16 protein-coding genes are annotated in these 12,858 nt (G+C 65.9%); 8 read left to right on the forward strand and 8 right to left on the reverse strand.

Annotated features, from left to right (window positions below; translation table 11 throughout):
• The first annotated feature begins 96 nt into the window (after nucleotides 1-96).
• From VQ042_RS05520 to VQ042_RS05550, 7 genes are all read left to right on the forward strand, one after another.
• The gene (locus tag VQ042_RS05520) at nucleotides 97-1,944 is read left to right on the forward strand and encodes an ABC-F family ATP-binding cassette domain-containing protein (RefSeq protein WP_331816410.1); all 1,848 of its coding nucleotides are present in this window, start codon (nucleotides 97-99) and stop codon (nucleotides 1,942-1,944) included.
• A gap of 158 nt (nucleotides 1,945-2,102) precedes the next feature.
• Nucleotides 2,103-4,193, forward strand: a complete 2,091-nt coding sequence (flhA, locus tag VQ042_RS05525; RefSeq protein WP_331816412.1) for a flagellar biosynthesis protein FlhA — start codon at nucleotides 2,103-2,105, stop codon at nucleotides 4,191-4,193.
• A complete protein-coding gene (locus VQ042_RS05530; RefSeq protein WP_331816414.1) occupies nucleotides 4,190-4,945 on the forward strand; it encodes a flagellar biosynthetic protein FliR in 756 nt (251 codons plus the stop codon). The genes flhA and VQ042_RS05530 overlap by 4 nt, the downstream gene beginning before the upstream one ends.
• Nucleotides 4,942-5,349, forward strand: coding sequence for a hypothetical protein (locus VQ042_RS05535; protein ID WP_331816416.1), 408 nt, complete (start codon nucleotides 4,942-4,944; stop codon nucleotides 5,347-5,349). The genes VQ042_RS05530 and VQ042_RS05535 overlap by 4 nt, the downstream gene beginning before the upstream one ends.
• 56 nt (nucleotides 5,350-5,405) lie before the next feature.
• On the forward strand, nucleotides 5,406-5,918 hold the full coding sequence (locus VQ042_RS05540) for a rod-binding protein (RefSeq protein ID WP_331816418.1): 513 nt from the start codon (nucleotides 5,406-5,408) through the stop codon (nucleotides 5,916-5,918).
• Between the two features lie 12 nt (nucleotides 5,919-5,930).
• The gene (locus VQ042_RS05545; RefSeq protein ID WP_331816420.1) at nucleotides 5,931-6,290 is read left to right on the forward strand and encodes a flagellar protein FlgN; all 360 of its coding nucleotides are present in this window, start codon (nucleotides 5,931-5,933) and stop codon (nucleotides 6,288-6,290) included.
• Complete coding sequence (locus tag VQ042_RS05550; RefSeq protein WP_331816422.1) at nucleotides 6,287-6,751, forward strand: hypothetical protein; 465 nt, start codon at nucleotides 6,287-6,289, stop codon at nucleotides 6,749-6,751. The genes VQ042_RS05545 and VQ042_RS05550 overlap by 4 nt, the downstream gene beginning before the upstream one ends.
• 9 nt (nucleotides 6,752-6,760) lie before the next feature.
• Here the strand turns inward: VQ042_RS05550 and VQ042_RS05555 are convergent, their stop codons facing one another.
• Complete coding sequence (locus VQ042_RS05555) at nucleotides 6,761-7,063, reverse strand: hypothetical protein (RefSeq protein ID WP_331816424.1); 303 nt, start codon at nucleotides 7,061-7,063, stop codon at nucleotides 6,761-6,763.
• A 213-nt stretch (nucleotides 7,064-7,276) separates the two neighbouring features.
• On the opposite strand from VQ042_RS05555, the gene VQ042_RS05560 reads away from it, so the two are divergent.
• Nucleotides 7,277-7,756 carry a hypothetical protein gene (locus VQ042_RS05560; RefSeq protein ID WP_331816426.1) on the forward strand — a complete coding sequence of 160 codons (480 nt, stop codon included), beginning with the start codon at nucleotides 7,277-7,279 and terminating at the stop codon, nucleotides 7,754-7,756.
• A gap of 30 nt (nucleotides 7,757-7,786) precedes the next feature.
• Here VQ042_RS05560 and VQ042_RS05565 read toward each other — a convergent pair whose 3' ends face one another.
• The 7 genes from VQ042_RS05565 to flaF all read right to left on the reverse strand — a co-directional run bounded on the left by VQ042_RS05565 (nucleotide 7,787) and on the right by flaF (nucleotide 12,731).
• Complete coding sequence (locus tag VQ042_RS05565) at nucleotides 7,787-8,098, reverse strand: polyhydroxyalkanoic acid system family protein (protein ID WP_331816428.1); 312 nt, start codon at nucleotides 8,096-8,098, stop codon at nucleotides 7,787-7,789.
• Nucleotides 8,099-8,300: 202 nt separating this feature from the next.
• Nucleotides 8,301-9,665 (reverse strand): DEAD/DEAH box helicase, encoded by a 1,365-nt coding sequence (locus VQ042_RS05570; protein ID WP_331816430.1) that lies wholly within the window; start codon nucleotides 9,663-9,665, stop codon nucleotides 8,301-8,303.
• 225 nt (nucleotides 9,666-9,890) lie between these two features.
• Nucleotides 9,891-11,075 carry a D-alanyl-D-alanine carboxypeptidase family protein gene (locus tag VQ042_RS05575; RefSeq protein WP_331816432.1) on the reverse strand — a complete coding sequence of 395 codons (1,185 nt, stop codon included), beginning with the start codon at nucleotides 11,073-11,075 and terminating at the stop codon, nucleotides 9,891-9,893.
• 168 nt (nucleotides 11,076-11,243) lie between these two features.
• Complete coding sequence (fliQ, locus tag VQ042_RS05580; RefSeq protein WP_331816434.1) at nucleotides 11,244-11,513, reverse strand: flagellar biosynthesis protein FliQ; 270 nt, start codon at nucleotides 11,511-11,513, stop codon at nucleotides 11,244-11,246.
• Nucleotides 11,514-11,518: 5 nt separating this feature from the next.
• Nucleotides 11,519-11,926 (reverse strand): flagellar hook assembly protein FlgD, encoded by a 408-nt coding sequence (gene flgD / locus VQ042_RS05585; RefSeq protein WP_331816436.1) that lies wholly within the window; start codon nucleotides 11,924-11,926, stop codon nucleotides 11,519-11,521.
• Nucleotides 11,923-12,384, reverse strand: coding sequence for a flagellar biosynthesis repressor FlbT (gene flbT, locus VQ042_RS05590; RefSeq protein WP_442880043.1), 462 nt, complete (start codon nucleotides 12,382-12,384; stop codon nucleotides 11,923-11,925). Before flbT ends, flgD begins: the two co-directional genes overlap by 4 nt.
• Nucleotides 12,384-12,731 carry a flagellar biosynthesis regulator FlaF gene (gene flaF, locus VQ042_RS05595; RefSeq protein ID WP_331816438.1) on the reverse strand — a complete coding sequence of 116 codons (348 nt, stop codon included), beginning with the start codon at nucleotides 12,729-12,731 and terminating at the stop codon, nucleotides 12,384-12,386. Before flaF ends, flbT begins: the two co-directional genes overlap by 1 nt.
• Nucleotides 12,732-12,858: the final 127 nt, after the last annotated feature.

Genomic DNA, 12,858 nt, shown 5'->3' on the forward strand with positions numbered 1-12,858 from the left:
AACGGTCGCAGAAGGGCGCTCCAACCGATGAAATCTTCGCCTCAAGACATCCGAAAATCGATTCCGATTTGCGGGCCGATGCTGTAGAACGCCGCCATGGCACCCCCTCCCCTATTGCGCCTCGATGGCGTCCGCCTCACCTTCGGCGGCACGCCGCTTCTGACTGGCGTCGAGCTGAACGTCCTGCCGGGCGAGCGCATCGCGCTGGTCGGCCGCAACGGCTCCGGCAAGTCGACCCTGATGAAGATCGCCGCCGGACAGGTCGAGCCCGACGGCGGCGAGGTTTTCCTGAAGCCCGGCACCACCCTGCGCTATCTGCCGCAGGAGCCCGATTTCGGCGACTTCACGACGGTCGGCGCCTATGTCGCCTCCGGTCTCGGCCCGGCCGACGATCCGTACCGCGTCACCATGTGCCTCGACGCTCTGGGCCTGACGGAGGACATGGACCCGCAGCATCTGTCGGGCGGCGAGGCCCGCAGGGCGGCGCTGGCCCGAACCCTGGCGCCCGAGCCCGACGTCGTGCTCCTCGACGAGCCGACCAACCATCTCGACCTGCCGACCATCGAATGGCTGGAAGACGAAGTGCGCCAGATGAAGAGCGCCGTCGTCGTGATCAGCCATGACCGGCGGTTCCTGGAACGGGTCACCCGCGCCACCGTCTGGATCGATCGCGGGTCGGCCAAGCGCCTTGACCAGGGCTTTGGTGCCTTCGAGGCCTGGCGCGACAAGGTGCTGGAAGAGGAAGAGCGCGACCTGCAGAAGCTCGATCGCAAGATCGTGCGCGAGGAGCACTGGCTTCGCTACGGCGTGACCGCTCGGCGCACCCGCAACCAGCGCCGTCTGGAAGGCCTCCACAATTTGCGCCAGGAGCGCCGGGACACGCGCCGCGCGATCGGCCAGGTGTCGATGGAGGCAAGCGCGACCCGCGAGAGCGGCAAGCTGGTCATCGAGGCTTTTGGCATATCGAAAGCCTATGACGGGCGTACGCTGGTCGACGATTTCTCCACCCGCATCGCGCGCGGCGACCGGGTCGGTTTCGTGGGTCCGAACGGCATCGGCAAGACCACGCTCCTGAAGATGCTCATCGGCGAACTGAAGCCGGATTCCGGCCGGGTGAAGCTCGGCACCAATCTCGACCTCGCCTTCCTCGACCAGAAGCGGGCGGCACTGGCCGACGACCTGTCGGTTCAGGACGCCATCACCGACGGCCGTGGCGACCAGGTCATGGTCAATGGCGAGCCGCGCCACGTGGTCGGCTATCTCAGGGACTTCCTGTTCACGCCCGAGCAGATCCGCACCCCGGCCGGCAAGCTGTCCGGCGGGGAGCGGGCCCGCCTGCTGCTGGCCAAGACGCTGGCGACCCCGGCAAATTTCCTCGTCCTCGACGAGCCGACCAACGATCTCGACATGGAGACGCTGGACCTGCTCGAGGAACTGATCGCCAATTATCCCGGTACCGTGCTCCTGGTCAGCCACGATCGCGATTTCCTCGACCGCACCGTCACCAGCACCATCTCGCCGGACGGCAACGGCCACTGGCTGGAATATGCCGGCGGCTACAGCGACATGGTCGCGCAGCGCCGCGACGCGGCAAAGACAGCCTCCGCCGGCGCAGGCAGATCGTCCGACAAGGGCGTTGCAAAAAGCGGCGGCAAGCCCGGTTGCGGCTCGTCCTCGGGCGCTGTGAACGACCGGAAAGCGGGTGCCGCCAAGCTCTCCTTCAAGCAGAAATTCGCCCTCGAGAACCTGCCCAGGGAGATTGCCCGTCTGGAGGCGGCGATCGCCAAGGCCGAGGCGGAAATTGCCGATCCGGCGCTGTTCACCAGGAACCCCGACCGCTTCGCCGGCCTCGCCGCCGGGATCGACCGGGATCGCGCGGCGCTGGCCAAGGCCGAGGACGAGTGGCTGGAGCTGGAAATGACCCGCGCCGACGCGGAAAGCTAGACAGCAACGGGAGCGCGTTTCCTCCCCGGCCCGAAAGGGTCAGCCCGGTGCAACCTTCGTCTGCGACGAACAAGCGCCGGATGATATGGCGCAATGGGCGATGAAGCCCGTCTGAGCTGCAGGGTCCGGCGGAACGCAATGCCGCAGAAGGGCCCCGCATGGCCGTCGACACGCTAAGACCCATCGCATCAGTCGAATCCAAGGGTGGCCGCGACATCGGCTTCGCCGTTGCCGTCGTCTTCGTCCTGACCGTTCTGTTCGTCCCGATCCCGGCCTTCCTGATCGACATGGGCCTGGCGCTCTCGATCGCATTGTCGGTGCTGATCCTGATGGTCGCCCTGTGGATCCAGAAGCCGCTGGACTTCTCGGCCTTTCCGACCGTTCTCCTGCTGGCAACCATGCTGCGGCTGTCGCTGAACATCGCCACAACCCGGGTCATCCTGTCGGAAGGCCACGAGGGCGTGAACGCCGCCGGTCACGTCATCGGCGGCTTCTCGCAATTCGTGATGGGCGGCGACTTCTTCATCGGCATCGTGGTCTTCGTGATCCTGATCGTCGTCAACTTCATGGTGATCACCAAGGGCGCCACGCGTATCGCGGAAGTCGGCGCCCGCTTCACCCTCGACGCCATCCCCGGCAAGCAGATGGCCATCGATGCCGACATGTCCTCGGGCCTCATCGACGAGAAGCAGGCCCATGCGCGGCGCAAGGAACTGGAGGAGGAAAGCGCCTTCTTCGGTTCGATGGACGGTGCCTCGAAGTTCGTGCGCGGCGACGCCATCGCCGGCCTGATCATTACCGCGGTCAACGTCTTCGGCGGGATCATCATCGGCATTACCCGCCACGACATGGACGCTGCGGGCGCCGCCGAAGTCTTCACCAAGCTGTCGGTCGGCGACGGCCTCGTCTCGCAGATCCCGGCCCTGATCGTCTCGCTGGCGGCCGGCCTGCTGGTCTCCAAGGGCGGCACCCGCGGCGCGGCCCAGACGGCCGTCCTGGGACAGCTCGGCTTCTACCCCCGCGCCCTTGCGGTCGCCGCCGGCCTGATGGCGCTGCTCGCCCTGCTGCCGGGCCTGCCCTTCATTCCCTTCATGCTGCTTGCCGTGATCATGGCCTCCATCGCCTACCTGGTGCCCAAGCGCCGCAACGAGGAGTTCCGCCAGGCCGAGGCCAGCCGGGCCGAGGAGACCCAGGCCGCCCAGAACGCCGAGCGCAACTCGGTGAAGGAATCGCTCAAGATCGTCGAGATCGAGCTGGTCTTCGGCAAGCAGACCTCGGCGCATCTCCTGTTGCAGCGCGACGAGATGGCCCACCGGGTGCAGAAGATGCGCCGCCGCTTCGCCGCGCGCTATGGCTTCGTGGTGCCCGAGATCAAGCTGTCGGACGATCTGGCGCTGGATCCGAAATCCTACGCCATCAAGATCCACGGCACGACGGTCGCCACGCAGCAGTTGCGGCTGGGCGAATCGATGGTCGTTCTCGGCGATGCCGGCGCGCCGGACGTGCCGCACGATCTGACCAAGGAGCCGGCCTTCGGCATGCGTGCGGCCTGGGTCTCCGAGACCTTTGCCACGGAAGTGCGGCGCCAGGGCTTCGAGCCGATCGACACGCTGTCGATCGTCCTCACCCACCTGTCCGAGACGATCCGCAACAACCTGGCACAGCTCCTGTCCTACAAGGACATGCGCACCCTGCTCGATCGCCTGGAGCCGGAGTACAAGCGCCTGATCGACGAGATCATCCCGGCGAACATGTCGTATTCGGGCCTGCAGGCCGTCCTCAAGCTGCTGCTCGCCGAACGCGTCTCGGTCCGCAATCTCAACCTGATCCTGGAAGCCATCGCCGAGATCGCGCCGCATGTGCGCCGTTCCGAGCAGATCGTCGAGCATGTGCGCATGCGCATGGCGCAGCAGATCTGCGGCGATCTCCTGCACAACGGCCAGCTCGGCGTCCTGCGTCTCGGCAACCAGTGGGATCTCGCCTTCCACCAGGCGCTCAAGCGCGACGCCAAGGGCGAGGTCGTCGAGTTCGACATCGATCCGCGGCTGGTCGAGCAATTCGCCACCGAGGCCACCAAGGTCATTCGCGAGAAGATGGACCAGGGCGAGATGTTCGTGCTGGTCGCGGCGCCCGACGCCCGCCCGTATGTGCGCATGATGATCGAGCGCATCTTCGTCACCCTGCCGGTGCTGTCGCATCTGGAAATCGCACGCGGCGTCGACATCCGGGCGCTCGGATCGATCTCATGACGGTAGAACTGTCGGAACTCGTCTTCTCGCTGTTCCTGATCTTCTGCCGCTTCGGCTCCTGCCTCCTCCTGATGCCGGGGTTCTCGTCCTCGCGCGTGCCGATGCAGGTGCGGCTCTTCCTGTCGCTCGCCATCTCGATCGCGCTGTCACCGGCGCTCCTGCCGACGCTGCAGCCGCTGGTGGCAGCGGCCGACGACAACGGCAAGCTGGCGCTGATGATCACCGAGATCCTCAACGGCCTGTTCATCGGCCTCCTCGGCCGCAGCTTCATGATCGCGCTGCAGTTCGGCGGCCATGTCATCGCCAACTCCATCGGCATGGGCATGCAGATGGGCGTGAACATCGACGAGACCGACCCGATGCCCGCGGTCGCTTCGCTGATCACGCTGACCGCCACAACGCTGATCTTCGTCCTCAATCTGCATGGCGAGATCGCCCGTGCGCTGGTCGCGTCCTACTCCGCCATGCCGGCGTCCGCCGGCTTCTCGATCCGCGGCAGCCTGGTCAACATCACCGACAATCTCGACGAGGCTTTCCTGCTGTGCCTGCGGATCACGGCCCCGTTCGTGATCTACGGCATCGTCGTCAATTTCGCGATCGGCCTCGCCAACAAGCTGACGCCGACCATCCCGATCTACTTCATCTCCCTGCCCTTCGTGCTCGCCGGCGGACTGGTCCTGCTCGGCTACACGATCGGCGACTTCCTGGTGCTGTTCATGCAGGATTTCGAGCGCTGGGTGCTGGTGGGATGAGCGACGAGAGATCGCGCGTGCGCCGGCTCGACCGCATCCTCAAGGTGCAGGGCCAGAAGCGGCTCCTGGAGGAATGGCGACTGTCGAATCTGCGCCAGGAGCGCGACGACATCGACAAGGACGACGTGGCGCTTCTCGACAGCCTGGGCACGGAGTCGCAGCTGCACGGCCTCTTCATCGAGGCGAAGGTTCGCAACCTGCGCCGCAACGAGGTCAAGCGCAGCGCCAATCTCAAGGACCAGAGCGCCACGGCGCAGCGCATCACGTCGACGCGCCGCGCGGAAAAGGGCGTCGCAAAGGTGCGCGACGATGCTCGCCGCGCGCGGGACGCCGACGAGGAGGCACGCAGCCTGGACGCCAGCGTCGAGGGTCATCTCGCGCGCCGACACCCCAGCTTCGAATAAGCCCGCGACGCTAGAAACGCGTCGAACCTTCCCGTGCCCAAGCTGCGTATCCGCCGATGACCAATCCCGCCAGTCTCCAGGCCATCCTGCCCGCCACGCAGCCGGCGACCGCCAGGACTGCGCCTGCCCGCAAGAGCTCAGGCACCGACGTCGAGAGCTTCGTGGCGGCGCTCGACGCGGCGAAGACGACGAAGCCTGATGGCGGCAGCACGCCCTCAGCGCCGATCGTTCCGCTCGTCGCCCACAGATCACGGGTCGCCTCGCCCCTCGAACAGTTCGAGGGGTTCGTCCTGCGCAGCTTCGTGGAATCGATGCTGCCGAGCGAAGCCTCGAGTTATTTCGGTGAAGGCACCGCCGGCGAAGTCTGGCGCTCGATGATGGCCGAAGAGATCGGCAACGAGCTGGCCAAGAACGGCGGCATCGGCATCGCCGACTCGATCCGCAGCCGCGAGAAGCCGGCGCCCGCCTCCGGCGAAGGGACCCTCACGGCGGCGGGCGGCCTCGACCGCATGCTCCGGCAGGCCGATCTGGCCCGTGCCGGCGCCATCCGTGACAACGTTTCAGAATAGGAGTTGCAGACCGTGGACATCGCCTTCAGCAAAGCCGTCGACCGCCTCGAGGCGGTCCTGACCGCCGAAACCGGCGCGCTCGCCAGCGGCGCACCGATCGATCTCGGAGAGATCGCGGCCCGCAAAAACCAGAGCCTTCTGGAATTCTCCCGGCTCAGCCGCCGCATGCCCCCGCGCGAGAAGGACGACGAACCGGCATTCGGCGATCGCCTGAAGCGGCTGGCCGGCCTTCTGGAAGAGAACCGGCGGACGCTGGAGCTGCACGTCACGGCCAGCCACCAGGTGTCGGAGATGATCTCCCGCTCGCTCGCCGACGCGGATTCGGACGGCACCTATAGCGCCCAGCTGGGCCGCCCGGCAGCCGCGCGGTGATCAAGCTTCTGGCGGTCGGCTTGTGGGTCTGCGCCGTGACGCTCGGATCGAGCTACGTCATGGCGTCGATCAACTCCGCACCCACGGAGGTGGCGGAGCCGGATTATTTTGCCGGGCTCGACTATCGCAAGACCGAGAACATCACGATTCCGATGATCAAGGATTCGGCGATCCGGGGCTATATCCTGGCGCGCTTCGTCTACACGATCGATGGCAAGACGGTGAGCGAGCTCAAGGTCCCGCCGGACCCGTTCATTCTCGACGAGGCGTTCCGCCGGCTCTATTCGACCGACGGCTTCGACTTCGACGAGCCGACCCGGTTCGACATGACTTCGCTCACCGACGGAATCCGCGACGCGGTCAATGCCCGCTACAGCAAGGAAATCGTCAAGGAGATCCTGGTCGACCAGTTCGACTTCATCGCCAAGGAAGAGATCCGCAACGGCCGGGCCGGAGGCTAGGTCGGGCGTTCAGTCGGTGACCGCATAGAAGCGGCCCGTCAGGCGGTGCATGTCGGCCCGTGTGCCCGGCCGTGGGGGGCCGGCAAAGCGTACCCCGATTTCCGGGCCTCGCGACCAGACCACGAGAGCCAGGCGGAACGCATTGTCCGCCTCGTCATAGACCGCCAGCCGCGCAGGAACCCGGTCCGCATTAAACCGACGGATGCGGCATCCGCTCTCCGACACGTCGATGGCGGTGCCGTCCTCGATGAAGCGCCCCGCGACAGTGACCAGCTTGACCGGACGCAGGCGCGTACGGCGGCGCGATGCCATCCGGCTGTCATGACTGCTGGTGATCGAGGACCCGGCCATGCGCCAACATAACGCGCGGATGCCGAACAAATCCTGAAGGCCGCCTCCGCTCTTTGGCCGGCCTGCGGTGCACGCAGAAAGCATTAACCGTTCGATGCGATGGTGGATGGGAAATCCAGCTCCGGACCAGTTCCGGCGTCTGGCCCAGTCAGTCCAGCGTTCATCGAGGTCGTCTTGTCCGCGTCAGGTCCTGCATTCTCCGACGCCGGCCGCAACAAGGCCGCTGCCGAAACCAGTTCCGACCGGATCGGCTTGCTCGGCGGCACGCTGTTCGTCCTCTCGATCCTCTTCTTCGGCGCCGTCAACGCCATCTCGTCGCTGGATCCGGGCTATTTCGACCGCCTGCTGCTGTCGGCCATGCGCAGCGACGAGATCGACCCGATCGAGACCGGATCGACCGACAAGGAAGGCGGGACCGGCGTCCCGGCGATGCCGGTGTCGGCCGTCGTGCGCACCAAGCCGCTGACGCCCGAGGACTTCCAGATCATCATGGTGTTCCAGTCCGAGGCCCATCTCGCATCGCCCGACGAACTCTGGCGCGTGCGCGTGGGCTCGCAGGTCCCGGGTCTCGGCAAGATCCTCGCCATTGAATCCGGCAGCAACGGCGGCACGGTGAAGACCGAAAACGCCACGCTGACCGGCGTCCCGAAATAGGGTTTCGTCAGCCGGCCTCGCGCTGACCCCCTACTTCTTCTCCAGCAGAACCTGGCCTTCCTTGCGCAGGCGACCCTTCAGCTTCTCGGCGATGGCGGCCAGGAAGGTCGGCAGGTCGATTTCCAGATGCACCGACTCGTCGAGGACGTCGAGGCGTCCGGTGACGCGCTGGCCCATCACCCGGGCATGGAAGTCGAGATGGTCGCCGGTCCAGATATCCTCGAACTTGACCATGCCCCCAAGCATGTCCTGGCGCAGCCGGTCGAAGCCCTCGTCGATGCGTTGGCGTGCCGTCTGGCGCGTCAGCTTGTGCGGAATGTCGACCTTGATCGTTTCGGCCATGAAAAGCTCCTCGTCTCGTTCCTGACCATATGGCTACCCTGCCATTGTCAGACAACGGTGACCCGCGACGATGGTCGCTGGCGACATCCCCGCTGATCGCAAACGCATGCCGAAACGCAAGAAGGGGCAGCCGCGAGGCCACCCCTTCTTCAGTTCTGCAAACTTGCCTGCCTTTCGCCCCTACGGGCTCGGGCCGGCGCCGTCAGGCGTAGGTCCCGGTACGGCTCGATGTGCCGCTGCGCCGGGGACGGCTGTTGCTACGACCGCCCGGCTTGCCACCCTCAGTGCGCTGGCCGCGGCCCTCGCCCGAGCGTTGGCCGCCCGGGGCCTGCCCGCCACCGCGACGTCCTGCGCCCTGTGGCTTGTTGCCGAAGCGCTTCGGCGCGCCGCGCGGCGGCCGCTTCTCTTCCGGTGCATTCAGGTCGACATGCGCCGAATAGTCGGTCTGCTGCAACTCGAAGGTCAGGCCGGTGAGCCGCTCGATCTGGCGCAGCTTGGAGCGCTCGGACGGATCGACCAGCGCGACCGCGATGCCGGACTTGCCGGCGCGGGCCGTACGGCCGATGCGGTGGACATAGCTTTCCGGCTCTTCCGGCAGGTCGAAGTTCACAACATGGGAGATGTCGTCGACATGGATGCCACGGGCGACAATGTCGGTGGCGACCAGCACGCCGACCTTGCCGCTCTGGAACTCGCCGAGCGCCTTCTGGCGGGCGCCCTGGCTCTTGTTGCCGTGGATGGCGCGGGCGTCGATGCCGGCCTTCTCCAGATCGGCGGCGAGCTTGTTGGCACCGTGCTTGGTGCGCGTGAAGATCACCGTCTTCTCGAATTCGGGCTTGGCCAGGCTCTCGATCAGCCACAGCTTCTTGGCCTTCTGGGGCACCAGGAAGACGCTCTGGTTGATCTTCTCGACGGTGACGACTTCCGGCGTCACTTCGACCCGGACCGGATTGGTCAAGATCTTGGCGGCCAGGTCTTCCATCACGCGCGGCATGGTGGCCGAGAACAGCAGCGACTGGCGGTCGGCCGGCAGCAGCTTGACGATGCGCATGACGTCCTTGACGAAGCCCATGTCGAGCATCCGGTCGGCCTCGTCGAGCACGACGTGGTGGACCTCGGACAGGGTCAGGGCACGCTGGTTGAGCAGGTCGAGCAGGCGTCCCGGCGTCGCGATGACGATGTCGACGCCGCGGCGCAGCGCCTCGATCTGCGGACGGATCGAGACACCGCCGAAGATCACGTGATGGGTCAGCTTGGTGCCGGCGGTGTAGGACTTGACGTTGTCCGCGATCTGCGAGGCGAGCTCGCGGGTCGGGGTCAGGACGAGAACCTTGGGGGTCTTCGAGGCCGGACGGCCGCCCTTGGCAATCAGTGCGTCGATGACGGGCAGCGAGAAGGCCGCGGTCTTGCCGGTTCCGGTCTGGGCGATGCCGAGAACGTCGCGGCCCTGCATGACGGCCGGGATCGCCTGGGCCTGGATCGGCGTGGGCTGGGTGATGTCGAGACGCGCAAGCGCGGCGAGAAGCGTATCGGCGAGGCCGAACGCCTGAAAATCGGTATGGGTCAAGATATGCCTTGCGGAACGCGGACACTGACGGTCCGCTGGAATGCCGATCGTCTTCGCGCTGGCGGACGGGTCGGCGGGCCGTGTCGGATCGTGGGATCCCGCGAACTCAGAAGCTGCGGGCCGGTCCGATGGCGCTGGCAAAGAATTCCGGTAAAGGTCGGGAAACAAGCAGGCGCTGCGCTATCACGGCGTGCAGGCTCCATATCGGGCTTTGGGTGCGCCGCGTCAAGGTGTTTGTGCACCGCCCCAGCCGAGATTCCTGGCCAGCGTCTCGGCGATGCGCTGGAACAGGCCCGCCTCCTCGACCGCGGTCTCGGACAGCAGAGGCACCTGGCGCAGGGTCTCGTCGCCGCGCGCGAACCGGACCCAGCCGAGCCGCTGCCCTTCGCTCACCGGGGCAACGAAGGGGCCGTTCTCGACCACCTCGCGCTCGACATCGGACAGGCTGCCGCGCGGCACCAGCATGCGCAGATCCTCTGCGGCGGCCATGTCCACCCTGTCGACGACACCGCCGCGCACTGCCGCGGTCCCAAGGGTTTCGCCCGCCGTCACCAGGACGACTTCCTCGAAATCCTGCAGCCCGAAATTCATCAGCCGCCGAGCCTCGCTCGCCCGTTCGGCGGCCGAGTCCATGCCGCTCATGGCAAGCACGATGCGCCGGCCGTCCCGCTGCGCCGACGCGACCAACCCGTAACCGGCGTCTGAGGTGTGGCCGGTCTTCAGGCCGTCGGCACCGAGGGCGAGCAACGGATTGCGGTTGCGCTGGTTGATGCCGTTATAGGCGAAGCTCTCCTCGGCGAATATCGGATAGTCCTCGGGAAATTCGCGGATCAGATGGGCCGCCAGGCGCGCAAGGTCGCGCACGCTCACATGCTGCTCGGGGTCCGGCAGGCCGTGGGGATTGGTGAAATGGGAATGGGTGAGACCGATCGTCTCGGCCTCCTCGTTCATGCGCTTCGCGAACGCTTCGACGGAGCCGGACAGGCCTTCGGCGACCACGATGGTCGCGTCGTTGCCGGACTGGACGATGATGCCGCGGATGAGATCATCGACGCTCACGTCGGAATTCAACGGCAGGAACATCGTCGAGCCGCCGGATGACGCTCCGCCGGTGCGCCAGGCATATTCGGAGACCGTAAAACGGTCGTCGCGCTGCACCCTGCCCTGCTTCAGATCTTCGAACAGGACGATGATGGTCATCAGCTTGGCGAGGCTCGCCGGCGCGATCTCCTCGTCGGCGGACTTCTCGTACAGGACACGGCCGGTGCCGTGATCGACCAGGATGGCGGTTGGCGCGGAGGTCTCGAAGGCGGCGGCCGGCCCCGTCGCCGGGGCGCCGAGTTGCAGCAGCGCGGCGAAGCAGCAGAGAACGAACCCACGACAGACGCGCCGCCAGACCAGCGCAGACACGTGTCTCGAAGCCCGGTTCCAGTCTCGCTTCACCGCCACCTGCATGCCCTCACCCCGCCCGGAACGCCGCGGCCGGTCGGCCGGACGTCGGTCCTGTCACGTCAGGCAGCCTACAGGCTTTGACCCGATCGCGTGAACAGGAAACGGTGATGCATGACGCCAGAGCGTTCAGCGGAAGCCGTCCTCGATGCGCGAATAGGATTCCTGGGTGAAGGCGTAGACCTGCGCGCCGGTGAAGGAGGCGGTCAGGGCGATCACAACGAAGATCGCCAGGATCTTCGGAACAAAGGTCAGCGTGACCTCCTGGATCTGGGTGAGTGCCTGGAACAGTGCGATCAGGACACCAACGAACATGGCGGCGCCGACGGCCGGCCCGCAGGCCGCTACGATCGTCCAGACCGCGGACTGGACGATATCGAGTGCGTCGGCTTCGTTCATGTCTTCTACCCCACGGTGGTGCCGGAGATCAGCGGCAGGCTGTAGCCGCTCTCCAGAATGGCTTCGACGGCGCCATCGACGACCCGCACCGCAGCAACCTTGCCGGACAGCGAGCCGTCCGCCGAGGTCGCCGTCTGACCGATCAGCGAGTTCGCCTGGGTCAGTGCGGAAACCGTCATCATGGAATCCAGCTTCTTATTGGTCTGGATGGCTTGCTCGACGCTGGAGAAGGACGCGAACTGCGCGACATATTCGGTGGAATCCGTCGGATTGAGCGGATCCTGGTTGGACATCTCGGCGACCAGGAGCTTCAGGAAGGCGTCGTAGTCCATCCCGTTCTGCTGGGCCGCGACACTGAGGCCCGTCTGGGTCGAAGCAGTGGCGCTCGTCGCGCCGACTCCAGTCACGCTCATCGCATTCCTCCGGCGGCAAGCCGCAATTCGGGTGTATGGGAGACGACCGGCGCCCGCGCGTCGACCTGTCCCTGGATGACGCCGTCCTCGATCGGGATCAGCGTCCGCAGACACTTCAGCGCCTCGAAGATGCGGTCGCGGCCGACCAGTTCCTTCACATCGAGGAGTCCCCCGATGATGTCGCGATTGCGATAGGTGCCGATCATTGCGGTATGGGTGGTGCCAAAGAGACCCCGCGCTGCGTCAGCGCTGCTCGGCTCGATCAACATCATCTGCACGATGAAGTAGAGCTGGCGCAGGGGGGTGGTCGCGTCCTCGGCCTGCATCACGTGGCTTTCGAGCAGGAAGGTCACGTCGTTGAGAAATTCCAGCGTGGTCTTGCGGTCGACCTTCAGGACGGCCCCGTTGACGAAGATCCGTTCGCCAGCCCGCAGGGTGATGCGCAAACTCGCCATGATTATTTCAAGCCTTCCCGGATGAGGGTCGTGATCTCGATGATGCCCTTGAAATTGTCCGACTTGCCCAGACGGATCGCTTCCGCCTCGCGCATGATCCACAGGCCGATCGAGATCAATTCGGCCCGCAGCGCCTCGGGCAGGCCGTTGTCGGCACTGGCGAGGTCCTCGATCACGAGCGCCCACAGGCTGCGAGTCGTGTAGATCGCTTCGATCGCCGCACGCGAGCGTGGCCCATCGGCATCGGCCTTCTTGAGCTGCTCGATCGAGTGATCGAGCGCCTGCCGCTCGCGCTCACGGGCATCGACCTCGATGTCCTGCGCCACTTCCGCGTATGAGAACTGATACATTCCATCCCCTTGTGATCGTCAGGCCGACGCACCGGCGTCCGGACCAACCCTTGCGATCTGTCGTTTGCATGTGATCGGCCGACAGGGCCCACCGGCCGGCTGATCGCTCAATTGCCGAAGAGAGTCG

It is taken from the genome of Aurantimonas sp. A2-1-M11, from assembly GCF_036549475.1.
In the GTDB taxonomy this organism is placed as follows: Bacteria; Pseudomonadota; Alphaproteobacteria; order Rhizobiales; family Rhizobiaceae; genus Aurantimonas.

Excerpts from the sequence above, each read along its gene's own strand:
- flaF (WP_331816438.1), bottom strand. The coding sequence starts at position 12,731 with ATGTATCAGTTCTCATACGCGGAAGTGGCGCAGGACATCGAGGTCGAT.
- VQ042_RS05565 (WP_331816428.1), bottom strand. The coding sequence starts at position 8,098 with ATGGCCGAAACGATCAAGGTCGACATTCCGCACAAGCTGACGCGCCAG.
- flgD (WP_331816436.1), bottom strand. The coding sequence starts at position 11,926 with ATGAGCGTGACTGGAGTCGGCGCGACGAGCGCCACTGCTTCGACCCAG.
- VQ042_RS05540 (WP_331816418.1), top strand. The coding sequence starts at position 5,406 with ATGACCAATCCCGCCAGTCTCCAGGCCATCCTGCCCGCCACGCAGCCG.
- VQ042_RS05520 (WP_331816410.1), top strand. The coding sequence starts at position 97 with ATGGCACCCCCTCCCCTATTGCGCCTCGATGGCGTCCGCCTCACCTTC.
- flhA (WP_331816412.1), top strand. The coding sequence starts at position 2,103 with ATGGCCGTCGACACGCTAAGACCCATCGCATCAGTCGAATCCAAGGGT.
- VQ042_RS05535 (WP_331816416.1), top strand. The coding sequence starts at position 4,942 with ATGAGCGACGAGAGATCGCGCGTGCGCCGGCTCGACCGCATCCTCAAG.
- VQ042_RS05555 (WP_331816424.1), bottom strand. The coding sequence starts at position 7,063 with ATGGCATCGCGCCGCCGTACGCGCCTGCGTCCGGTCAAGCTGGTCACT.
- fliQ (WP_331816434.1), bottom strand. The coding sequence starts at position 11,513 with ATGAACGAAGCCGACGCACTCGATATCGTCCAGTCCGCGGTCTGGACG.
- VQ042_RS05530 (WP_331816414.1), top strand. The coding sequence starts at position 4,190 with ATGACGGTAGAACTGTCGGAACTCGTCTTCTCGCTGTTCCTGATCTTC.